The organism is Dyadobacter beijingensis DSM 21582, from assembly GCF_000382205.1.
Taxonomy (GTDB): domain Bacteria; phylum Bacteroidota; class Bacteroidia; order Cytophagales; family Spirosomataceae; genus Dyadobacter; species Dyadobacter beijingensis.
In genome coordinates this window covers 1,284,376-1,306,458 of the sequence record NZ_KB907787.1, presented here as the reverse complement: position 1 = coordinate 1,306,458, position 22,083 = coordinate 1,284,376, and the positions used below count along the sequence as shown (strand labels likewise).

General features: G+C 52.2%; 20 protein-coding genes. 9 read left to right on the top strand and 11 right to left on the bottom strand.

Annotated elements, in window-relative coordinates; genetic code table 11:
- Positions 1–69 precede the first annotated feature (69 nt).
- Together H144_RS0112635 and H144_RS0112630 are read left to right on the top strand one after the other, a co-directional pair.
- Positions 70–771, top strand: a complete 702-nt coding sequence (locus H144_RS0112635) for a tetratricopeptide repeat protein (protein WP_019942435.1) — start codon at positions 70–72, stop codon at positions 769–771.
- A gap of 38 nt (positions 772–809) precedes the next feature.
- Positions 810–1,139, top strand: coding sequence for a transmembrane 220 family protein (locus H144_RS0112630; RefSeq protein ID WP_019942434.1), 330 nt, complete (start codon positions 810–812; stop codon positions 1,137–1,139).
- On the opposite strand, the gene H144_RS0112625 is transcribed toward H144_RS0112630, so the two are convergent.
- A complete protein-coding gene (locus tag H144_RS0112625; RefSeq protein WP_026350651.1) occupies positions 1,140–1,907 on the bottom strand; it encodes a biotin--[acetyl-CoA-carboxylase] ligase in 768 nt (255 codons plus the stop codon).
- Between the two features lie 45 nt (positions 1,908–1,952).
- Between H144_RS0112625 and rsfS the strand changes: the two genes are divergently transcribed.
- From rsfS to H144_RS0112610, 3 genes are all read left to right on the top strand, one after another.
- Positions 1,953–2,336, top strand: coding sequence for a ribosome silencing factor (gene rsfS, locus H144_RS0112620; RefSeq protein ID WP_019942432.1), 384 nt, complete (start codon positions 1,953–1,955; stop codon positions 2,334–2,336).
- 72 nt (positions 2,337–2,408) lie between these two features.
- Positions 2,409–4,466 carry an ATP-dependent zinc metalloprotease FtsH gene (gene ftsH, locus H144_RS0112615; protein ID WP_026350650.1) on the top strand — a complete coding sequence of 686 codons (2,058 nt, stop codon included), beginning with the start codon at positions 2,409–2,411 and terminating at the stop codon, positions 4,464–4,466.
- Between the two features lie 104 nt (positions 4,467–4,570).
- Positions 4,571–5,518, top strand: a complete 948-nt coding sequence (locus tag H144_RS0112610; protein WP_019942430.1) for an aldose 1-epimerase — start codon at positions 4,571–4,573, stop codon at positions 5,516–5,518.
- Here H144_RS0112610 and H144_RS0112605 read toward each other — a convergent pair.
- The 6 genes from H144_RS0112605 to H144_RS0112580 form a co-directional block, all read right to left on the bottom strand.
- A complete protein-coding gene (locus tag H144_RS0112605) occupies positions 5,459–6,640 on the bottom strand; it encodes a nucleotidyltransferase domain-containing protein (protein WP_019942429.1) in 1,182 nt (393 codons plus the stop codon). The two genes, H144_RS0112610 and H144_RS0112605, sit on opposite strands and share 60 nt — an antisense overlap.
- Position 6,641: 1 nt before the next feature.
- Positions 6,642–7,559, bottom strand: coding sequence for a serine kinase (locus tag H144_RS0112600; RefSeq protein WP_033402498.1), 918 nt, complete (start codon positions 7,557–7,559; stop codon positions 6,642–6,644).
- 20 nt (positions 7,560–7,579) lie between these two features.
- Entirely contained in the window at positions 7,580–8,020 is a 441-nt protein-coding gene (locus H144_RS0112595; protein ID WP_019942427.1) for a lasso peptide biosynthesis B2 protein, read from the bottom strand.
- Between the two features lie 2 nt (positions 8,021–8,022).
- Positions 8,023–8,289 carry a PqqD family protein gene (locus H144_RS0112590; RefSeq protein WP_019942426.1) on the bottom strand — a complete coding sequence of 89 codons (267 nt, stop codon included), beginning with the start codon at positions 8,287–8,289 and terminating at the stop codon, positions 8,023–8,025.
- Between the two features lie 63 nt (positions 8,290–8,352).
- A complete protein-coding gene (gene amaB / locus H144_RS0112585; protein ID WP_019942425.1) occupies positions 8,353–9,891 on the bottom strand; it encodes an L-piperidine-6-carboxylate dehydrogenase in 1,539 nt (512 codons plus the stop codon).
- Positions 9,892–9,907: 16 nt separating this feature from the next.
- Complete coding sequence (locus tag H144_RS0112580; RefSeq protein WP_019942424.1) at positions 9,908–10,960, bottom strand: saccharopine dehydrogenase family protein; 1,053 nt, start codon at positions 10,958–10,960, stop codon at positions 9,908–9,910.
- A gap of 112 nt (positions 10,961–11,072) precedes the next feature.
- Here H144_RS0112580 and H144_RS0112575 point away from each other — a divergent pair, with 112 nt between their 5' ends.
- Entirely contained in the window at positions 11,073–12,287 is a 1,215-nt protein-coding gene (locus H144_RS0112575; RefSeq protein ID WP_019942423.1) for a BaiN/RdsA family NAD(P)/FAD-dependent oxidoreductase, read from the top strand.
- Positions 12,288–12,322: 35 nt separating this feature from the next.
- Here H144_RS0112575 and uvrC read toward each other — a convergent pair whose 3' ends face one another.
- From uvrC to porW, 4 genes are read right to left on the bottom strand one after another with little or no spacing between them, the layout of a single operon-like run.
- Positions 12,323–14,137, bottom strand: coding sequence for an excinuclease ABC subunit UvrC (gene uvrC, locus H144_RS0112570; RefSeq protein ID WP_019942422.1), 1,815 nt, complete (start codon positions 14,135–14,137; stop codon positions 12,323–12,325).
- 16 nt (positions 14,138–14,153) lie between these two features.
- Positions 14,154–15,296 carry a glycerate kinase gene (locus H144_RS0112565; protein ID WP_026350647.1) on the bottom strand — a complete coding sequence of 381 codons (1,143 nt, stop codon included), beginning with the start codon at positions 15,294–15,296 and terminating at the stop codon, positions 14,154–14,156.
- 18 nt (positions 15,297–15,314) lie between these two features.
- Positions 15,315–17,612 carry a transglycosylase domain-containing protein gene (locus H144_RS0112560; RefSeq protein WP_019942420.1) on the bottom strand — a complete coding sequence of 766 codons (2,298 nt, stop codon included), beginning with the start codon at positions 17,610–17,612 and terminating at the stop codon, positions 15,315–15,317.
- Between the two features lie 51 nt (positions 17,613–17,663).
- Complete coding sequence (gene porW / locus H144_RS0112555) at positions 17,664–19,865, bottom strand: type IX secretion system periplasmic lipoprotein PorW/SprE (protein WP_019942419.1); 2,202 nt, start codon at positions 19,863–19,865, stop codon at positions 17,664–17,666.
- 163 nt (positions 19,866–20,028) lie between these two features.
- Here porW and H144_RS0112550 point away from each other — a divergent pair, with 163 nt between their 5' ends.
- The 3 genes from H144_RS0112550 to atpE all read left to right on the top strand — a co-directional run bounded on the left by H144_RS0112550 (position 20,029) and on the right by atpE (position 22,062).
- Positions 20,029–20,253: an AtpZ/AtpI family protein gene (locus H144_RS0112550; protein ID WP_019942418.1), complete on the top strand. Its 225-nt coding sequence runs from the start codon at positions 20,029–20,031 to the stop codon at positions 20,251–20,253.
- 405 nt (positions 20,254–20,658) lie between these two features.
- Positions 20,659–21,753 (top strand): F0F1 ATP synthase subunit A, encoded by a 1,095-nt coding sequence (gene atpB / locus H144_RS0112540; protein ID WP_019942416.1) that lies wholly within the window; start codon positions 20,659–20,661, stop codon positions 21,751–21,753.
- A 45-nt stretch (positions 21,754–21,798) separates the two neighbouring features.
- Positions 21,799–22,062, top strand: coding sequence for an ATP synthase F0 subunit C (atpE, locus tag H144_RS0112535; protein ID WP_019942415.1), 264 nt, complete (start codon positions 21,799–21,801; stop codon positions 22,060–22,062).
- Positions 22,063–22,083 lie beyond the last annotated feature (21 nt).

Sequence of the window (22,083 nt, the reverse complement as noted above, 5' to 3'; positions counted from 1 at the left end):
TCACAAAAAGAAAACATTCGTGTAACGTTTCGCCTTACTTTTGTGCGAAACAACTCGAAATGAACCAGTATGCCCCGATTATTTTTTTTCATTTTTCTGATTTTCCTCTACGCCTGCTCCCAATCTTCTGACGCATTTCTCCAAAAGGGCAAAGAACTGATGCAGCAGGGCAAAACCCGTGAGGCCATTGAATTCATCAACAAAGCGATCGAAAAAAATACCTCCAACGCCGACGCGTTCAACCTCCGCGGCGTGGCCTATTACGAACTGAAAGAAAACGACAACGCGTTGCTCGATTTCGGTCAGGCCATTAAGCTGCAACCCGGCTCCTACCGCCCCTATTTTAACCGCGCATTGCTCTATACGGACGAAAATAAGCTCGATTCCGCATTTGCCGATTACAACAAATCCGCCGAACTGGCACCCGACACGGCCGATGTCTTCCTGAACCGGGGCCAGTTACTCGTGTTAATGGACAAGACACCGGATGCGATCAAGGATTTCGAAAAAGCGACGCAGCTCGACGCCAATAACAAACAGGCCTGGTATAACCTCGGCAATACCTACTACCGCAGTAAGGATTTCAAACAGGCCACGCTCGCATTCCGCCAGACCGTGAAACTCGATGCTTCATACGGCAAAGCATTCTACGGCCTCGGCCTCGCACAGTATAATGATGGTGAAAAAGACTTAGGTTGTACCAGCCTTAAACAGGCGCTGAACCTCGGTTACAGCGATGCGGCGAACGCTTTGGCGCAATTTTGTCAGTAAAAAATTTGTTTAATTGCTAGGAAACAAAACCCACTATCATGAAACTCTTCAAGATATTTTTCGGCATTATCTTCGTGATTTTCGCCTATTTTCAGCTGAATGACCCCGACTCGGGCGTGTGGATAGCGATTTACGCGTTCGCAGCACTGGCGTGCTTCATGAGCTTCCGCGAACTGTGGCCTTCCTGGGTGTTTTATGCGATGGGAGCCGGTTACCTGATTGGCGCTATTTTCCAGTGGCCGCCTGAATTTGAAGGTATTTTCTTTGGAGAAACTGCCATGCGCAGCCTTAATATCGAACTGGCCCGTGAGTCGCTTGGCCTGGGCATTTGTGCCATCGTAATGGCTGTGATCGGCAAATGGGGTTGATCACTCTTTAACCCATTCGATTTCCTTCAAACCGAATTCGAGTTCTTCCGGCTCGGTAGCCAATCTCACCCGCAACCGCCCGAGTTGCGTCACGTTGGTTACCGAGCCGTTTGTGATATTTCCGTTATACAAAAACCTCACATCCTGCTGATAACCATATAGTTGATTCAGATACTCAGCCCTGATAGCTTCATTTTGGCTCCCCGACCGCAGCCTGACATAGTAGGCATCGAGGTATTTGAGCAGCTTCTGAAATTCCTCCGACAGTGCAAATACCTGCCCCGTTTCGCGAAAGAGCGAGGTAGCGTAGTTATTATCGAACACCGACTGATTGATATTGACGCCGATACCTACGATAGAGGTCGCGTACCGGGTGCCCTGCAATGAATTTTCGATCAGTACTCCACAGGACTTGCGGTTGTTCATGTAAATATCGTTCGGCCATTTGACCTTCGTGCCGGGCACGTAGCTGCCCAGGTATGCGCGTATCGCGAGGGCGGTGATCTGGCTGATCAGGAACTGCTCCTGGATCGGAAGGAATACCGGTTTAAGTATGACAGAAAATGTCAGATTCTCGCCCGCATTCGCGTTCCAGACGGTACCGCGCTGCCCTCTTCCTTTTACCTGATTATCGGTGATGACAACCGTTCCTTCTTCAAACAAGCCCGCATGCACTATTTCAGCCGCTATGTCGTTGGTGGAATGACAAGTTGGCAGGTATATAACTTTTTTACCAATTATTAGCGTATCTGGTGTAGAGTTGTACAATTTTTTTGTTTTACTTTAGGGTTTTAGAAAAGGAAACAATCACGCATGAAAGAACGCAAAAATAAAGAACTATCCTCAAAAGATCTCACCGAACTGGTGGTGAAGGGAATGACAGAAAAGAAAGGTTTGGACATTGCCATATTAGACCTCAGAAAAGTAAAAAATTCAATAACCGACTTTTTCGTGATTTGCTCGGGTAATTCCGACACTCAGATAGACGCTTTGGCCAGCTCGGTTGAAGATGAAGTTTATAAAATATCCAAAACAGAGCCCTGGCAAAAAGAAGGAAAGGCGAATGGGGAATGGATTTTGATTGACTATGTGGACGTTGTCGCACATATTTTCAACAAAGAACGCCGCAAACATTACGATCTGGAAGAACTTTGGGGAGATGCAGAGGTGACGTACCTGGAAGACTCCATGGTATAAAGGCCCGCCGGGCGAACATTAGCCCCGCCGGGATTGTTGTTTATTATATTTCCTCTTAATTAATACGAACGAATGTCTGAAAACGATAACAAAAGGGGGCCACTCAACCCTAAAAGTCCTCAGAAGGGATATCAAGGTTGGATTATAGCCGCTCTGATCGCTACTATACTCGGAATCACGTACCTTAACCGCACATCGACAATCCGCGAAACCACTCAGAAGCGTTTTGAGAAGATGATGGCCGACAAGGAGGTGGAACGCGTAACCATTGTGAATGACAAATCGGTAGAGGTCACACTGAAACCCGAGGCGCTCAAACTCGACAAATACCGGGTTGTTGCAAAGGAAAATAACTATTTCGGCGGGGAAAATGCTTCCCATTACCAGTTCCAGGTAACATCGGCGGAGACTTTTAAAAAGGACTTCGACAAAATGCAGGAAGGCGTCCCCGATGACGACAAGGTGCCGTTTGTCGTGGATACCCGCAACGACTGGACCAGCTTCCTCGGAACCTGGGGCTTTTTCATTGTCATGATCCTCGTCATGTACTTCATCCTCGGCAGAATGTCGGGCGGTGTAGGTCCCGGCGGTCAGATCTTCAACATCGGCCGCTCCCGCGCAACGCTTTTCGATGCGGAGAATAAGGTAAAGATCACATTCAACGATGTGGCCGGCCTCGACGAAGCGAAAGAAGAGATCAAAGAAATCGTAGAATACCTCCAAAGCCCTGACAAATTCAAGAAACTGGGTGCAAAAATCCCGAAAGGTGCATTGCTCGTAGGCCCTCCGGGAACGGGTAAAACGTTGCTTGCAAAAGCCGTAGCAGGTGAGGCAGGCGTACCATTCTTCTCCCTTTCAGGTTCCGATTTCGTGGAAATGTTCGTGGGTGTGGGTGCAGCGCGTGTGCGTGACCTCTTCAAGCAGGCGAAAGAAAAAGCGCCTTGTATCATTTTTATCGATGAGATCGACGCGGTAGGTCGTTCACGCGGCCGTGGCGCGATGCCCGGTTCTAACGACGAGCGCGAAAACACATTGAACTCCCTGCTCGTGGAAATGGACGGTTTTGCGACCGATTCCGGTATCATCATCGTGGCAGCTACCAACCGTCCCGACGTCCTCGACCCTGCACTACTTCGTCCGGGCCGTTTCGACCGCCAGATTTCCGTCGACAAGCCAGATGTGATCGGTCGTGAGGCGATTTTCAAAGTGCATTTGAAGCCATTGAAACTGGCTACGGACGTTAATATTCAGAAACTCTCGTCCCAAACTCCTGGCTTCGCCGGTGCGGAAATCGCCAACGTTTGTAACGAAGCCGCGTTGATCGCCGCTCGTCGTAACCGTGAGGAAGTAACGATGCAGGATTTCCAGGATGCAATGGACCGCGTAATCGGCGGTTTGGAAAAGAAAAACAAACTCATTTCGCCGGAAGAAAAGCAAATCGTGGCGTACCACGAGGCAGGTCACGCGGTGGCAGGCTGGTTCCTCGAACATGCCGATCCTTTGGTGAAAGTGTCGATCGTACCGCGTGGTGTGGCGGCATTGGGTTACGCACAATATCTGCCGCGTGAGCAGTATCTGTACCGTACCGAGCAGCTCTTCGACGAAATGTGTATGACATTGGGCGGCCGGGCAGCAGAAGATGTGGTGTTCGGTAAAATATCTACCGGCGCATTGAGCGACCTGGAACGCGTAACGAAAGTTGCTTACAGCATGGTAACCATGTACGGTATGAACGAGCGCATTGGCAACATTTCATTCTACGATTCGAAACAAACCGATTATGCATTCACCAAACCCTACTCCGAATCGACGTCGCAGGCGATCGATGAGGAAGTGAGAAAACTGGTGGACCAGGCGTACCAGTTCGTGAAAAACCTTTTGGTTGAGAAACGCGAGGCATTGGAAGTTTTGGCAAAAGAACTGCTGGAAAAAGAAATCCTGTTCCAGGCAGACCTTGAAAAACTGATCGGCAAGCGTCCTTACGAAAAGGAAACGAGCTACCAGGCCTATATCAACCGCCGCTCGAACGAAGAGGCTGCCATCCACGAGGAAGTGGTGAAACAAACCCTTGAAAAAGAGCGCAAGGAAGAAGAAATGGCAGAAGCCGAAAAAAGCGCCGACACCGAATAGGAAGCGACTTTTGACGATTAAATATGCAATAGCCGGACAATTCAACCTGTCCGGCTATTATTTTTACAGCATACAGTGATTTTTTACCTAAACCTTCAAAGCAAATGTCCTTTGAAATTTTCAAACAGCAATTCGGCGATCTTACAGAATACGTCATACACGATACCTCCACCGAAAATCGCTGCGTAGTCATTCCCGAGCTCGGCGGCGTGGTGCGCCAGCTCTCATTGCGAAAAGGCCTCACGCTTTTCTCGCTCCTGAAAACCCCGCCTACCCCTAATGCATTGGTAGCCGACACCAAGAGCGCCAGCGAACTGCTTTTCCCCTTCGCCAGCCGCATCCCGGAAGGGAAATACAAGTTCCTCGGCAAAGAATACGAGTTGGAGAAAAACGAAGACGGCGGATTAAATGCCATCCACGGCCTCGTGCGCAAAAACCACTTCCATATCGACGAGCAATCGGTGCACGAAGACCATGCCGCCATTCAGCTCTCCTATTCCATCGACAATGCAAAAGGTTACCCATTCCAGGTGCATTTCTCGGTACGTTACACCCTGCACGTCGACGGTCGTTTCGAGTTGAAATATGAAGCGAAAAACAATGGCCAGGCCCCATGCCCGACCATGTTCGGCTGGCATCCTTACTGGGTGTTGGGCAATGAGGATGTGGAAGCGTGGAAAATCAATATCCCGTCGAAACGGCTTGTGACATTCAACGAAAACCTCATTCCGATCGGTACCGAGCCATTTACGATGGAAATGCCCACGCTGCTGCACCGGAAAGAATTCGACAATTGCTTTATCATGGACGCTGCCGGCCCGCACGCGGTAACCGAACTGATCTCGAAAAATCAGGATGTGACCCTGCGCATTCAGCAGGAAACCGGGGAAGGAAAATTCAACTATCTCGTGGTGTACACGCGCCCGCAGCGCGATTGCGTAGCGATAGAGCCGCTTACGGCCAATGTCGACTCATTCAACACCGGCGACGGCTTAAATATCCTCGCGCCCGGTCATAGCGTTGACGGCACGGTTACGGTCAGCCTCGTTTAAGGGCCGCTTCCGGTACCAAATGAGCTTGTGCCACAACAGCCGCCAGTGGCTCAAATAACTGATATGCGCCGCGACAATGGAAAGTTTATCCGACCATCTGTCGCGGTTTTTGATATTATAAAGGAAAATGCGCCACGTTTTGGTTTGCAGCGAAGGGCGCTCATTCTCCCAATGGGCCAGCATTTCTTGCAAAAACGCAGGTGAAGGATATTGTCCCGGCACCCCGGCAGCCGACAAGTAGTCACGCCCGGCAAGCAAACCCGCCACCCCCAGCGATTCAAGAAGCAGTTTGTAAAAACCTTTCGCGGCTGCCACGCGACTGATATATTCCCAATCCAGCCGGTCGGCGAACTTATCGAGTAGCCTGACGAAATCGGCCATGTATTTCAGCTTGTCCCACTGCTCCACCCCCGCGTGATGGATGACCATCATAATGAGCTGCGTTTCCGTATCGGGAACGAGGACCGACTTACCAGCCATCGTGAATTCGACGCGGTTCGCCGCCAGCTCATCCCATGTGAAATTGTAGCAATACCGCGGGTATGTACTATTCCATTGAATTTCAAGAGACTGCAATGTATGCTCCTGCAATGGTGTGAGCGGAAGCTGGTAATCGGTGTTCAGGTAATCGTCCATCACCGATTGCTGGTTCAGCAGGTAATGCCGGTAGCTGTCGGCTGCGAAACCTTCGGTGCGGAAAATGTCGAGGCTTTTGGAAACGTCTTCCTTACCGATAAAAAAGTCTATATCGCCGAATTCCCGCAAAGTGGGTTTGTCGTAAAGCTTCCAGGCCCACAGCGCGCCCTTCATCGGAAAAGCCCGTACGTGCTGTTCGGTAAGCCGGTTGTACAAACGCACGCAAATGCCCAAAAACGCCATATTAGCCACAGCCTGTCCTAAGGTGAATTCGCGCAATGCCCGCAACACGCGCTCGGGAAGTTCCAGCGAACGGGACTGCGCATATTCAAATGCCAGCGGCCGCACCTGGTGCCATTTACTGAGCGCCATAAATTTTTGCGGATCCAACGGAGCATCGCTCACCTTAAACGGCAGCTCGCCGACAGGCGCCAGCGCGGCTTCTATGAGAATAGCCAGTTCACGGGAAATATGGGTCTGGCGCATATCAGCCCGCGATTAGTTGTTCACGGATGCTTTCCCGCACCCATTTTTCCAGCCTTTCAAAACCTTCCGGCCTTCTTTGCCGCAAAATTTCGGCAGATTTGGCACATTGCAGGCTTTGAAAGAAATGCTTTTTGAGATACTCGCCGTCCAGAAGCTCCGTTGCCAACGGGAAATTACGCAGCATTTCACCCGGCACTTCGGCCACGCCGAGGCTTTGTACGGCCGGTTTGTTTCTCGCTTTGTGTAAAAACAATACTTTCTTTAATGGCACGGCGGCCAGGGAGAAACCTTCTTTGGGCTGGAATGAAAACTTATTAACCCCCTCGCTCACCGGTTCAAGGTCCGAGCGGTTGTATTGCAGGCCCTGCACGGTGCGGTCCCAGATTTTCAGCTGTGGATAGGCGGGAATGATGAGCGGTTTGCCGGATTTATCGAATGTAATGGCGGTAAGGTCGTCACTCAGCAGCCGGCAACCAGCCTTGATGAATGCCGCCGCGGTAGAGGATTTTCCTGCCCCAGGCATCCCCATAAAGCACCACGCCTCGTCACCGACGGCCACAGCGCTCGCGTGCAGGAGAAAATAGCCCTTTTGAAACAGCACGAGCCCTAATGCTTCGCTAACTGTAAAAAGGCTGATCAGATTACCGTCGGCAGTAACGGGCGAAACGGTGAGCGCATGGCCGCCCGTGGCTTTGAATGCTGCCACACCGGCCCAATCGAGGTACAATGCCTGCTGTGCGTCCCGGCCGAAATGCGCGCGGATACCCCGTCTGTAAATCGTCGTAGGGCGGAGCTTGGGCAGCTCGAAAGTACCGCGCCGGATGTGCACATCGACCACAGCATCCGGGTCGCCGTCGGCGAGTTCGGGCAATGCGATTTCAGAATGGATATGAAGCCCGAAGGCCATGTAATGATGCATGTGTGTCGTTTCAATTAATATCACTCCCAAACCCAGATCCGTTTGTAAGAGACGGTGTCAGGCCAGCGGCCGATGACGATGTTGCCATGCTGCTCCACCCAGGCATGCGCCTCGAACTGTTTGGCAGGATTGATCTCTATTCCGATTTCCAGGGTCAATGCGGGCGAATTACGAAGCAGGTATTTGGTCGCCAGCGCGCGCGGCAGGCACAATAGCTCGAACGGCAGCAGGTTGGCGGCGGTGTCCACGGCCCACACGGTAAGCGTCATCTGGTCCGGGGGTGTTTCTTTCAGGTGGCTGGGGCGGCTTAGCCAGTGGTACCATTTGCGGAAAATGGCAAACGGCAGTAACGCAAGACCGGTTTTGATCCAGAGCAAACTCCATACGGCCCGCAGGAAAATCCATTTCTCGGGTCCGGACAGCGTCCGCCATTTGCCGATCAGCTTGCCGATTTTGCCCAAAACTATTTGATGATTTCAACCAGTCGTTCCGAGATAAGGTCTTTCAGCAGCCCGTCGATATCGCTTTTGCAGGTTTCGGCATCCACCTCGTATTCGCTGGTAACCGCTTCGCAAAGTTCCTCGATCGTCTGCGGGCCTTTTTCCAATGTATCCCACACCAGGACGCCCACTTCATCCAGACCATAATATGCCCCTTTGCTGTGGTTAAGGATCACTGTTTCCCCCGCAACTTTGGATGAGATCTGATCGGAAGTGAGCTGGTATTTCATTCTGAAAGTTTAATCTGAAAAAATAGAATGTGTATTGGCTTTGTACAAAGTTAGAAATTTTAATTACTCGATCTCAAACTTTATTCCCTGCGCAAGCGGCAATGCCGTGCCGTAATTAATCGTATTGGTTTGCCTGCGCATGTAGGCTTTCCAGGCATCCGAACCCGATTCGCGCCCGCCGCCCGTCTCCTTTTCCCCACCGAATGCACCGCCGATCTCCGCGCCCGACGTGCCGATATTCACATTGGCAATGCCGCAATCGGAGCCGGCGTGCGAGAGAAAGCGCTCGGCATCCCGGAGGTCGTTCGTAAAAATCGCCGAGGAAAGCCCCTGGGGCACATCGTTTTGTAATGCTATCGCCTCGTCGGGCTCGCTGTACGGGATCATATACAGTATCGGCGCGAACGTTTCATGCTGCACAATCGCGAAATGGTTTTCCACCTCGGCAATGCACGGCGCCACATAGCAGCCCGAAGCATACTCCTCACCCGTCAGCACGGCTGGTTCCACGACAAATCTTCCACCCGACTTCCGTATTTCGGCTACCGCATTTTCGTATTGTGTCACTGCCGGCCGATCGATCAACGGCCCTACGTGAATGCCTTCCACGAGCGGATTGCCGATTTTCAACTGCCCATACGCTTTTTTCAAACGGGCTTTTACCTCTTCAAAAATGGATTCGTGGACGATCAGCCGGCGGGTGGATGTGCACCGCTGACCGGCCGTTCCTACTGCGCCAAAAACGATTCCGGGAACCGCTACTTTCAAATCGGCCGTCGGCGTGACGATGATGGCATTGTTCCCGCCCAGTTCCAGCAAACTCTTGCCCAGCCTGCGCGCTACCGCCTCTCCTACCGACCGCCCCATTGGAATACTGCCCGTGGCTGAAACGAGGCCAATGCGCGGGTCGTTAGCCAGCCATTCGCCCACTTCGCGCCCGCCGGATACAATGCACGATACGCCTTCGGGTACTTCATTGTCTTTTAAAACTTGCTGGATAATGTGCTGGCAGGCAATAGCCGTCAGCGGCGTCTTTTCAGAGGGTTTCCACACGCACACATTCCCGCACACCCAGGCGATCATCGCATTCCACGACCATACCGCCACCGGGAAATTGAATGCTGAAATAATGCCTGTCACGCCCAGGGGGTGCCACTGCTCGTACATCCGGTGCTGCGGCCGCTCGCTATGCATGGTGAGGCCGTACAATTGCCGCGAAAGACCGGTAGCAAAATCGCATATGTCGATCATTTCCTGTACCTCCCCGAGCCCCTCCTGCAAGCTCTTACCCATTTCATAGCTCACGAGCGTTCCGAGCTCGTGCTTGCGTTCGCGGAGCTTCGCCCCCATTTGCCGTACGATTTCGCCGCGTTTCGGTGCAGGTATGCTCCGCCATTTCTTGAATGCGAGCGTTGCCGTTTCCACGGCACGGTCGTAGTCAGTCTTTACGCTGCCGGTTAATGCCGCTATTTTCAATCCATCGACCGGTGAAAATGATTCCAGCAATGCGCCGCCGCCTTGCCAGCTCGTCTGCCCGGTACTCACGCCATTATTGCTGGCAGCAATGCCCAGTTTTCCAAGAATATCATGGATTTCCTTCATATTTTGCGATGATATGCTAGTTGAAATACTGCCCGTTTTGCGTTTTGAAAAAATCATCCAGCAGAATGTCTTCCTGGCGGATAAAGCCGCTTTGGGGCAAAACACCATCGGCTACCATTTCCACAACGGAAGCGATGGAAGCGGCGGTGGTCCACGAAATTGCCCGCCAATGCTGGCCGTCGATCTGGATCGGGTGATAGGCCCGGTAAAATTCTTCCCTTTCGAGGTGGCTGCCTTTCCAGCCTTCCACCACGGCATATACATACACTACGTCCTGCTGCACGGGCGGCTTGGCCTCCGTCAGGATTTCCTCTACCAATGCGCGTTTATCCTTCAAGCACAGTTCATATAATACAAATCGCATCAGGCTGCAATGCCCCGGATAGCGGATGGTTTTGTAATTCAATGTATCCACCTTCCCTTCCAGCGTCTCGCACATGGTACCGAGCCCGCCCGAAGTGCTGAATGCCTCGAACTCCTGCCCTTCGATATTGATCATTTCGATGCCTTCCAGCGACGGTACCATCTTGCGGACGCCGTTATGGATCACCTCGGCGTCGTTCAGGTATTCGTTCACCACTCCCGCAGGCGACCAGGTAAAGGAGTAGCCCATTTGCCCGTTCGGGTAGCGCGGCAATGCGCCCACGCGGAGCTCGATGTCCCTGATTTTGGTAAAACGCTTCGCCAGGTCCATACCTACGATGCCGATAAACCCCGGCGCCAGCCCGCATTGGGGGGCCAGCACGCTCCGGCTGTTTTGGGCCATTTCGCGGATCGCGGAAGTAGTCGGTACGTCTTCGGTGAGGTCGAAATAATGGATGCCCGACTGGTGGGCCCGGCGCGCGATGGGGAGATTGAGGTTGTACGGCATACACGACACCACGGCGTCGAAACCTGTCATGACTTTTTCCAGGAAAGCGTCGTCGTTGACATCGCCTTCCACCACTTCAAATGGCAGCTGCACCGCCGGCTGGGCCCTGTCCACGCCGGTCACCCCGAAGCGTTTGCTAAGCAAAGTGCCCACGAGCGAGCCTACTTTGCCCAGACCGATTACAAGTACTTTTTGCATGTATAGTTTTAAATGGTTTTAGTTAGAATTTTTGAAGCTATTTTGAAAGATAGAAAAAGAAATTGCAGTTTTTAAAACTTGCATGGCATTTTTGTGGGGTAAATAGAGGATTATGACAATCACCATCGTGGGCGGGGGCGCCTCGGGTTTTATGGCTGCCATCACCGCCGCGGAGACATTTCCGGGCGCGCGCATTACCATTCTGGAAAAAAGCAAAACCGTGCTGAACAAGGTGCGAATCTCGGGCGGGGGCAGGTGCAACGTCACCCACCGGCCGCACGAGCTCCGGCATTTCGTAAAAAACTATCCGCGGGGCGAAAAGCTGCTGCGGAAGCTGCTAACACATTTCGACGCCGGGGCGACGGTGGAATGGTTTGAAAAAAGAGGGGTGAAATTGAAGACCGAAGCCGATGGCCGGATGTTCCCCGTTTCGGACTCGTCGCACACCATTATCGAATGCCTCATTAAAACGGCCCGTAACCTGGATATCGGGATCAGGACGGGCGTGAATGTGAATGCTTTTGTTAAAAACGGCGGACAGTTCCAGCTGGAAATCCTGAATGGTGAGCCGATCACAACCGACCGACTGCTCATCGCTACGGGCGGCTATCCCAAAGCGGAGAGTTTCGATTGGTTGCAGGAACACGAGCACGGCATTGTGCCGCCGCTGCCGTCATTGTTCACATTTAATACGCCCGACAATTACCTGCTGCCGCTGGCCGGCGTTTCGGTGAAAGATGCGTTGGTCAAAATAGGCGGGACGAAGCACGAATGGCGGGGGCCGCTGCTCATCACGCACTGGGGTTTCAGCGGGCCGGCGGTGCTGAAACTTTCGGCCTGGGGCGCCCGTGACCTCGCCGAAACGGATTACCATTTCACCTGCCGCATCAACTGGCTGCCGGACATGAAGGAACAGCAAATCCGTGATTTTTTGTTGGCAGAAAAAAACAATACGCCCAAGCAGCAAATTGCTTCCCACACCCGCCTCGGGCTGCCTTCCCGGCTTTGGAAAGCATTTACGGAAAGAGCGGAAATCCCCGAAACGCTCCGCTGGTCGGATGCCAGCCATAAGGTGCTCAACCGGATGACCGAGCTCCTGACGAACAGCCAGTTCGATGTGAAAGGCAAAACCACTTTCAAGGAGGAATTCGTCACCTGCGGCGGCATTGCATTGCCCGATATCGACCCCGAAACCTTGCAAAGCCGCTCTACACCCGGCCTGTATTTCGCTGGTGAAGTAATGGACGTCGATGGCATCACCGGCGGCTTCAACTTCCAGAATGCCTGGACAACGGGCTATATTGCCGGCAAAAACATTGGCCTTTAATTGTCGGCTACCGTAGCCCTGCTACCGTAGCCCGGCTATCGTAGCCCGGCTATGGTATCGAAATAGGCTCGTACCTTTTTCGCACGGTCGAGGCCGATGAGGTCTGTAAGCGTTTCCACCGAGCTCTCGCGTATGGCGCGCACGGAACCGAAATGCTTCAGCAGCTTGGTGGCGGTCACTTTCCCAACACCAACGACGCCTTCCAGCTCGCTTACCAGGCTGCTTTTGCTTCGTTTGTCGCGGTGGAATGTGATCGCAAAGCGGTGCGCTTCGTCGCGGATCTGCTGGATCAGTTTCAGCGACTCCGACCGTTTGTCGATATACAATGGCAGCGGGTCTTCGGGAAAATAAATTTCTTCCAACCGCTTTGCAATGCCGATAATGGGCACCTGGCCGTATATACCGAGGCTTTTCAATGCATCGCAAGCCGCGCCGAGCTGCCCCTTGCCGCCATCGATCACGATCAGGTCCGGCAATGGCTGTTCCTCGGCGATCAGGCGCAGGTAACGGCGGGATACGATCTCATTCATCGACGCGAAGTCGTTCGGGCCTATCACCGTTTTGATATTGAAATGGCGGTAATCCTTTTTGGATGGCTTACCTTCTTTGAAACAGACCATCGACGCCACGGGGTTGGTACCCTGGATGTTGGAGTTATCGAAACATTCGATGTGGCGGGGTAATGTCTTGATCTGCAAATCGGCTTTGAGACGGATGAGCACGCGGTCCTTTTTCGAGGTTGTTGCGGATGCTTCCACTTCCCGGCGCTCGGCTCTTTCCCTCCTGAAATACATCACATTCTTCATGGACATATCCAGCAGCTTCTTTTTGTCGCCGATTTGCGGTACCGTCACTTCCAGGCGCATATCGAGATCGGGCTTCATATTGGAAATGAGCTCCTTCGCCTCGGAACCATAAGTCGTCCGCATTTCGACGATCATCATCGCCAGGATTTCCATATCGCTCTCGTCGAGCTTTTTCTTCACTTCCAGCGTTTGCGTGGCCACCATATAGCCCTGCTTGATCTTCATAAAATTGAGATAAGCGGCTTCCTCGTCGGAAACGATGGTGAGCACATCGATATTCCCGATGCGCGGGTTAATGACGGTGGCCTTGCTCTGGAAATTCGACAAATGCTCGATCTTCGTTTTCCAGGCGTGTGCTTTTTCAAAAGCCATTTGCTCCGCCGCTTCGAGCATTTTTTCCTTGAAATACTGCTGCGGCGACGACAGGTTCCCTTTCAATATGTTATGCACCTGCTCGATTTCCGCATCGTACTCGTCCTCTGCCTGCAAGCCCTCGCAGGGGCCTTTGCAGTTGCCGATATGGTATTCGAGGCAAACTTTAAACTTCTTCGCTTCGATATTCGCTTTTGTGAGCGGCAGCTGGCAGGAGCGGATCTGGTAGAGGCTCTTGAACATGTCCAGCAGCGTGTGCATGGAGCGCAAATTGGCAAACGGGCCGTAGAACGTGCCTTTGGTACGGTCCATGTTCCGCGTCGGGAAAACGCGGGGGAAAGGTTCGTCGGTGACGCAAATGAATGGGTAGGTCTTGTCGTCTTTGAGCAGGATATTGAATTTCGGCTGCAACTGCTTGATCAGCTGGTTTTCGAGCAGCAACGCGTCCCATTCACTCAATACGATGGTATATTCGATCCGCCGGATTTGGCTCACAAGCCGTTTGGTCTTGCGGTCGTGCTGGTTGTTTTTCAAAAAATAGCTCGAAACCCGGTTACGTAGGCTTTTTGCTTTTCCTACATATATAACCTCGCCCGTTTCATCGAAATACCGGTACACGCCGGGATCGAGAGGAATTTTGGTGAGTTCTTCTTTGTAATTGAATTCAGACATTGACTGTAATTTAGGACTAAATATTGTCCCTGTTGAAGAAAAACAACCGCACTAATTGAAAAGTTGCGTCGCTCACGAGGCTGTACGCGTCGCGCTGGGCTGCGTCGAGGTCCATCGGACGGTTCAGTACCGACACGGCGTATGTCATGCCTGCATCCCAGGCCTGCTGCGGTGTAATTTGCAATGTGCCGCAAACTACCGCTAGTGGCACATTATATTCCTGGCAAAGTCCTGCCAGCCCTTTCACTACCTTACCGGCCAACGTTTGTTCATCCACCTTTCCTTCGCCGGTAATGACCAGGTCGGCCTTTTCCACGAGCGCCGCCACATTACTCTGCTCCATGACAATGCTGATACCGTCTTTGAGGACCGCATCCAGGAACCACATGCACCCTGCTCCCAGCCCACCAGCGGCACCTGCGCCGGGTACCAGGCTCACATCACGCCCCAATGCACGCGTGGCTACCTGCGCGAGGTTTTCAAGGCCGTGGTCCAGGATCGTTACCATGTCCGGATCGGCGCCTTTTTGAGGACCATACACATAAGCCGCTCCGTCTTTGCCAAACAGTGGATTGGTCACATCGCATGCGACGGTAACGGCAACGGAAGCCAGCCGCGGATCGGCATTAAGCCTGTCGATCGACGCAATTTTTCCGAGCGATTCGCCATTGGGAAGCAATGTATGCCCTTCCGAATCCCTGAATGCATACCCCAGCGCTTCCGCCATTCCGATGCCGCCGTCCGTGGTAGCGCTGCCGCCGATCCCGAGAATGATCTTTTTAACACCTCGATCGAGCGCGTCTACGATGAGCTGACCGGTACCGAATGTGCTCGTGCGCAATGGATTACGCGCTTCGACTGCCAGCAAATGCAGCCCGGAAGCGGCCGCCATTTCGATAAAAGCGACCTGGCTATCCTGTGAAAGGCCATAAGTTGCCCGGACAGGCCGGTTCAGCGGGTCCATAACGGTCACGGTCACTTCTGTACCGCCTGCATGCCGGGTGAGTATTTTCGAAGTCCCTTCACCGCCGTCGGCGAGCGGGATGGTGGTGACGCTGGCTTGCGGGTATGCTTTCAGAACGCCTTCTTTTACGGCATTGCACACTTCCACGGCTTCCAGCGAGCCACGAAACTTGTCGGGGGCTACGAGAATATTCACGGGCAAGAATTTAGGATGTCAGAACAAAATGCCTTCGTCATCCGAGCGGGATGGCGGGACGTAGGTATTGGTGCTGTCCGTCGCGACGCCGCCGCATTCCCGGACGTAGTTTTCAGGTTTGTTGAAAGGCATCTTCCGGTATTGTACCAGGGTGGGATCGGCATATACTTTTTGCATGAACAATCCCCAGGCCGGCATCGCAATGCGCCCGCCCTGCCCGTAGGCTATGGTACGGAAGTGAATGCTGCGGTCCTCGCCGCCTACCCAGATGCCGGATACCAGGTTTTGGGTCATACCCATAAACCAGCCGTCCGAATAATTGGATGTAGTACCCGTTTTTGCGGCGATCTCATTGCCCTCGGTGACGCCATACTGACGCAACCGCCCTGCCGTACCACCCGGATCTTCTACCGCCCCGCGCATGAGGTACAACATATTATATGCCATATTTTCGCTGATCTCCTGGTTCTGCTTCTGGAAAAACTCCTGCAACACATTGCCATATCGATCTTCAATGCGCAGGATCGTCATCGGTTCGGTACGGTGGCCTCCGTTGGCGAATGCGCAATACGCTCCGACCATCTCATATACCGACACGTCGCTGATACCAAGGCAGAGCGAAGGTACTTCCTGCAATTTGGAGGTAATGCCCAGCTTGTGCGCATATTCCACTACCGCCTTCGGCCGCACCATTTTCATCAGGTAAGCACTCACCGTGTTCACTGATTTACCCAATGCCTGCCGCAGCGACAGCGACTGGTAGGAATACTTGTTGTTCGAGTTCTTAGGTGACCATCCACCCGGCACGCCATCGGAAAGTCCGAAGAAAATAGGCTGGTCGGTCACGTGGTCGCACGGTGTGAGGAAGTTTTTATCCAAAGCCGAAACATAGACAAATGGCTTGAACGTAGACCCCGGCTGCCGCGAGCCCTGCTTGACGTGGTCGTATTTGAAATATTTGAAATTAATACCTCCTACCCACGCCTTGACATGCCCGTTACGCGGGTCCATAGACATCATACCTGCCCGCAGGAAGCGCTTGTAATAAGCAATGGAATCGAGTGGGCTCATTGTTACCTCCTTCTCGCCATTCCACGTAAACACCTTCATTTTGTAGGGCTTCCGCATAATCTTCCAGGCTTCTTCCTCGCCCAGGTCGCGTTTCAAGGAGATAAAATGCGGAGACCTGCGTGCGGCAGTAGCAATAAAGCCCGGAATTTCCTTGCCGTTGTCGAATGTCCATGGGTTACGGCCTTTCCAGTGCTCGTCGAAGAGCTTTTGCTGGGCCTTCATATGCTCGGTCAATGCGGCCTCCTGATAACGCTGCATGCGGGAATCAATGGTCGTGTAAATGCGCAGGCCGCTCGTGTACAGGTCGAGGTCGGTGTCATGCTCTTCATTGTATAGCTTCACCCAGCTTTTGAGGTAACCGCGCATGGATTCGCGGAAGTAGGGCGCCAGGCCGGTATTGTGGCTGTCGACGGTGAAGTTCAGCCCCAGTGATTTGTCTTTGAATTTCTCGAAATCCTGTTCGCGGATGTACTCGTACTTGTACATCTGCGCGAGCACGGTATTCCGGCGGTTCAATGCGTTGGTCGGAAAGCGCAGCGGGTTGAAGAGCGTCGGGTTTTGCAGCATGCCCACGAGCAATGCGGCTTCCGTCACATTCAGGTCCCAGGGATCTTTATCGAAATAGGTCTTGGAAGCGACCTTGATACCGTATGTATTATTACCAAACGAAACCGTGTTCAGGTACATCTGCATAATTTCCTGCTTGGTATATTTCCTTTCCAGCACCACCGCAAGTATCCATTCCTTCGTTTTGGCGATCACGATCCTTATCACCGGAATTTTGCCCAGTAGCCCTTCATATTCTTCGGAACGGGTATTGAAAAGGTTTTTGGCCACCTGTTGGGTAAGGGTACTACCGCCCCCGGAGCTGGAATTGCCCGAAACTACCCCTTTGAACACCCGCGCCAAACTGCGCGGATCGATACCCGAGTGGTTGACAAAACGTGCGTCCTCGGTCGCAACCAATGCGGCGATGAGGTTAGGGGAAATCTGCGCGATGTCGATCGGCGTGCGGTTTTCGAAGAAGTATTTTCCCAATGATTTGCCGTCCTCGCTGATCAGTTCCGACGAGAGCTCGCTTTTCGGGTTTTCGAGCGTTTTGAGATCAGGCATACCGCCGAACAACCACAAAAAGTTAAAACTGACGGCAACAATGTAGAATATGATCAGACCCAGTCCCAGGCCAACAACCCGCCAGAGACGGATAATGGTACGCCGATACTTTCCGGGTTGTAATTCAATCATAGATGTGGGGTGATAGGTTACTGTAAAAGGCAAATATACGATTTCAGCCTATTATCTCTTGCCCATCGACACGGAATTGAACTCCTGCATTTCTTTGAGCCGAGGCAGGTAGATGCTGGTTGGATAAAGCCGCATAAACTCGGTAATGGCCTGGCCGTAAGCATCCTTACCCCGGACTTTACCGATCAGGAAAACGCGGAGCAATGCAAACTTGTCCTCCATAGAACTGCCTTTGTAAGACGGCAGGTTTTTCTCGATATCTTCGAGGGCCCTAGTGTAGTTGCCGTCCGCGTAGAGCTTGTACATGGCCTCGTACTCCTTGGTCGCATTGCCGGAAGTCCCGCCCGTGTCCGTCGATTTGTTCACGAGGCGTGCGTAGGTAGAATTGGGATATTCGCTGAGCAACTTGCCTTTCCACGACTCTTTCTGCGTGACATTGTCTTCATTGCTCAGGAAAAGCAGGTAGTAAATCTCGTCCTTGTATTGCGTTTTGGGATATTCCGAAAGCACACGCTCAAACGACGTGATGGCGCGGCTGGATTCTTTCAGGTCGAAACGGTAGATTTTCCCGAGGTTATACAAGGCGTCTTCCTTCTTCTTTTGGGAGGTAGCAAAGGCGGTATCGCTCAGCGGAACGTTCTTTTTGAGCACCGCATGCACCTGGTCCCATTCGGGCGTGCCTTTTTTCAGACCTGTATTGTCGGTAGCGGTTTGCGCTACGGCCGTGCTGTCGGTTCCGGCGGCGCCGTTTCCGGCCAATGAGCGTAACGGACGGCTGCTCCGGCGCCAGTCGTCTTCCAGCGGACGGTTACCCCACGCCCTTTTAAAGTCGATTTTGCCCTTATTCACCAATGCGGGATCGTATAGCTCCCAGCGACGCTCGCCGCCATTCACCAGCGGGTTACCGCCGCCTTGCTGCATGCTCGCATTCTGCGCTGCCAGCTGGGCTTTGCGGGCCTTTTCTTCCTCTTCCAGGCGTTTCTTTTCCTGCGCTTCGATAATCCCGTCGATTTTGTTGTCCAAAGCGGCGGGGTTCATGCGGGCCAGCTTCTGGAGGCTGTCCTCGGCGGAGACGATGGTGTATTGGGTCACAAAATTATCCAGTGCACGTTTCCGGTCGGCCACGAGGCGGTATTCCGGTGCTTCCTGCGGGAGAATGGCTAATGCACTGTCATAATAGGCTTTCGACATTTCGAAATTCTCCAGCGACTCGTATTCGATACGTGCGAGTTGAAGGTAAGTATATGCTTTCTGCTGCATATTGCCTTTTGAGGCGGCGGCGGCTTTTTGCAGGTATTCGACGGCTTGCGGGAGCTGTTTCTTGTGTTCGGCGAGCAAGCCCATTGTAAAGTATACCCGGTCCCGCAGGTCGTCGTTTTTGCGGTCGCGGAGCATTTTATCGAAACCTACATTAGCCAGATTGCGCTCGGGATTGAGTACCACTTCGTTTTGCAGCGAATTCATGGCCGAGTAGAAACCCAAGTCGTAGTTTGGCTTGTTGCGGTTCACGCTCTTGTAATGCTTGTTGGCCAATGCATATTGCCCGAGACGGTCGTACATCTGCGCCGCCGCAAAGTGAATGCGGGCCGTTTCAATCGATTTCTTTAACAGCGGAAATGTCTCTTCCAGGATCGCGACGGATGTGAGGTACTCGCCGTTTTGCTGGTGCAGATAGGCTTTGGTAAGGTAAAAATCACGTTGCGAGCTTTTGTTAAGCGGCTGCTGGCTCAGGTATTCGGCCACGCCCAATGCATTGGAATAGTCCTTGTGCTCGATGTAGGCGCGCATGAGCACGATAAGCGCATTGTTTTTATCGCTTTCGTCGCGCCCGTTGGCATATACGTAGCGCAGGGCTTCGAGGCCGTCGGCCCACTCGCCGAGATAGAGCCTGGATTTACCCAGTAAAATATAGCTGTTGTCGATCCACTTGCTGTTCTGGTGCTTCTCCGCCACGATCGACGCCTTTTTGATCGCATCCTGCAACTTCGGCTTCACGGCCTGCGCCCGCACCGAATCCATCGGCAAAAGAATGGGTAGCAGCTGGTTATAGTTTTCCTTATAAGCTTTTTGCATTTCAAATTCCGCATCCAGCATATCCTGCTCGGCCATGAAATAGGCATTATACCGCGCCGCTACATTGTGGAATGTGATCGCACCGGGCCTTGAACTGTATTGCGAGCATGCTGCCAGCAGGGTGATCAGGCCAAGTAGCGGTAATGTGCGTCGGATATGGGAGGTAAAGCGGTCGATCACGAAATTGACTTTATGGGGTGTTCGTCTATGTGCCAGGTTTGCAAACCTAAAACGGTATTTTCAATAAATGCGTATCGAAGATAATGCCATTTGCAAAATTTGAAGCAATTTTACCCCGATATTCTACCATTGTTTTTCAACTGAAACAGGAGGTTACCAGATTATGGCAGAACAAAAAAAGCCGGCAGACAGGGGCCAGTCGTCCCGCTTCCTGAAATATTCGGGGATGGCCACGCAAATGCTGGGGACCATTCTGGCATTCACTTACGGCGGTTACAAGCTCGACGAGTGGCAGCAGAACAAAGTTCCTGTGTGGACGCTCGTACTTTCGCTCGTCTCGATTGGGGCGTCGCTCTACCTGCTGATCCGAAGTTTTACCAAACAGTAACCCGTTTCCCAACACCCGCGCATGCTACGCACCCTCATCGCAACCATTTTGCTAGGAATTGTATTTTTCCTTGCTCAAAAATTCCACTTCGATTCCTTCCTGCATCCTTATATATGGTATATTCTCGTGTTCTTTTTCGGGCTGTCGTTCCTGGCACACCGGCTCATGGACTTCGGAATGCAAAACAAACGGGAGAAATTTGTCACATTTTACATTTCTACCATCGTTGCACGGATCATTCTCAGCCTCATTTTTATCGCCATTTTTTTATACAGAGGGCTAACTGATTCATTCCTATTCGTTATCGACTTTTTTGCACTCTATTTATTTTATACATGCTTTGAAATATATGGTTTGTATCGTAACTTGCGCCGCGATTGACAAAGCATAGTATTTCAAGCATTTATGTATACCCATCTGAGACGGTTTTTTACTATCGCCCTTGTAGCGGCAACATGCCTTTTTAACCTCCCGGCCCGCGCCGACGAACCTACGCAGCACGATACTGACAAGGTCGCACAGGCTGTGAACGAGGAAGAGCATAAAATTGAACATAAGCTTGAAGAGCACGAAGCAAAGTTCAATATCGGTGAGATGATCATGCATCACATTGCCGACTCCCACGAATGGGAATTCTCGCACGGTGTTTCGATCCCCCTACCCGTAATCCTTTATTCGGCCGACCGTGGCATCGAGGTATTCTCGGCATCCAAATTCCACAATGAACACCACGAATACAACGGCTATCACCTGGTACACGGGGATTCCGAGCAAATCGTGCCGGTTGACGAATCACGTAAGGTTTACGACTTCTCGATTACGAAGAACGTAGCGTCCATGCTCCTCAGCGCCCTGATCCTGATCCTCGTTTTCACAAGCATCGCCGGCTGGTACAAAAACAGCAAAGGCAAAGCGCCGAAAGGGTTCAACTCAGCGATGGAGGTGATCATCCTCTTCATCCGCGACGAGGTGGTGAAACCGAACGTAGGTCCTAAATACGAAAAATACCTGCCATACCTGCTCACGTTGTTCTTCTTCATCCTGATCAACAACATCATGGGCCTGCTTCCAGGATCGGCTAACCTTACCGGTAACATCGCCGTGACCCTGACATTGGCAGTACTGACGTTCATCATCGTTCACCTGAACGCGAACGGCAACTACTACAAACACTTGCTGAGCCCTCCCGGCGTACCTGCTCCGCTGTTGCTGATCATGATCCCCGTGGAAATCGTCGGTGTGTTCATGAAGCCATTTTCACTGATGGTCCGGTTATTCGCCAACATCACCGCAGGCCACATTATCCTCCTGAGCTTGTTCGGTCTGATCTTTATTTTCCAAAGCATCGTGATCGCCCCCGTAATCTCCCTGTTCGCGTTGTTCCTGAACTTCATCGAGATCATGGTAGCGTTCATCCAGGCGTTCATCTTCACACTACTATCGTCCATGTACATCGGAAGCGCCATCGAAGAGCATGGCCACGCCGATCACGGACATTGATTTGAATCTCTTTTTTATTAATTATATTTTAAAACAAACACAATTATGTTGCTTCAAATTTTGCTTCAAGCTGCTGAACAAGGTGGTGCAGGTCTTGCAGTTTTCGGTGCTGCTATCGGCGCAGGTCTTGCTGCTATCGGTGCAGGTCTTGGTATTGGTAAAATCGGTGGTAGCGCTGTTGAAGGTATCGCCCGTCAACCGGAAGCTGCTGGTGCCATCCAAACTGCCATGCTGATCATCGCGGCCCTTATTGAAGCGGTAGCGCTTTTCGCAGCGGTTATCTGTCTACTTATCTCTTTCAAGCTGTAATAGCTTCCGAAAGGGGAACGT

What these genes read in the sequence shown, in the direction of transcription:
- H144_RS0112635 (WP_019942435.1), top strand. Translation starts at nt 70, where the DNA reads ATGCCCCGATTATTTTTTTTCATTTTTCTGATTTTCCTCTACGCCTGC.
- H144_RS0112630 (WP_019942434.1), top strand. Translation starts at nt 810, where the DNA reads ATGAAACTCTTCAAGATATTTTTCGGCATTATCTTCGTGATTTTCGCC.
- rsfS (WP_019942432.1), top strand. Translation starts at nt 1,953, where the DNA reads ATGAAAGAACGCAAAAATAAAGAACTATCCTCAAAAGATCTCACCGAA.
- ftsH (WP_026350650.1), top strand. Translation starts at nt 2,409, where the DNA reads ATGTCTGAAAACGATAACAAAAGGGGGCCACTCAACCCTAAAAGTCCT.
- H144_RS0112610 (WP_019942430.1), top strand. Translation starts at nt 4,571, where the DNA reads ATGTCCTTTGAAATTTTCAAACAGCAATTCGGCGATCTTACAGAATAC.
- H144_RS0112605 (WP_019942429.1), bottom strand. Translation starts at nt 6,640, where the DNA reads ATGCGCCAGACCCATATTTCCCGTGAACTGGCTATTCTCATAGAAGCC.
- H144_RS0112600 (WP_033402498.1), bottom strand. Translation starts at nt 7,559, where the DNA reads ATGCATCATTACATGGCCTTCGGGCTTCATATCCATTCTGAAATCGCA.
- H144_RS0112590 (WP_019942426.1), bottom strand. Translation starts at nt 8,289, where the DNA reads ATGAAATACCAGCTCACTTCCGATCAGATCTCATCCAAAGTTGCGGGG.
- amaB (WP_019942425.1), bottom strand. Translation starts at nt 9,891, where the DNA reads ATGAAGGAAATCCATGATATTCTTGGAAAACTGGGCATTGCTGCCAGC.
- H144_RS0112580 (WP_019942424.1), bottom strand. Translation starts at nt 10,960, where the DNA reads ATGCAAAAAGTACTTGTAATCGGTCTGGGCAAAGTAGGCTCGCTCGTG.
- H144_RS0112575 (WP_019942423.1), top strand. Translation starts at nt 11,073, where the DNA reads ATGACAATCACCATCGTGGGCGGGGGCGCCTCGGGTTTTATGGCTGCC.
- uvrC (WP_019942422.1), bottom strand. Translation starts at nt 14,137, where the DNA reads ATGTCTGAATTCAATTACAAAGAAGAACTCACCAAAATTCCTCTCGAT.
- H144_RS0112560 (WP_019942420.1), bottom strand. Translation starts at nt 17,612, where the DNA reads ATGATTGAATTACAACCCGGAAAGTATCGGCGTACCATTATCCGTCTC.
- H144_RS0112550 (WP_019942418.1), top strand. Translation starts at nt 20,029, where the DNA reads ATGGCAGAACAAAAAAAGCCGGCAGACAGGGGCCAGTCGTCCCGCTTC.
- atpB (WP_019942416.1), top strand. Translation starts at nt 20,659, where the DNA reads ATGTATACCCATCTGAGACGGTTTTTTACTATCGCCCTTGTAGCGGCA.
- atpE (WP_019942415.1), top strand. Translation starts at nt 21,799, where the DNA reads ATGTTGCTTCAAATTTTGCTTCAAGCTGCTGAACAAGGTGGTGCAGGT.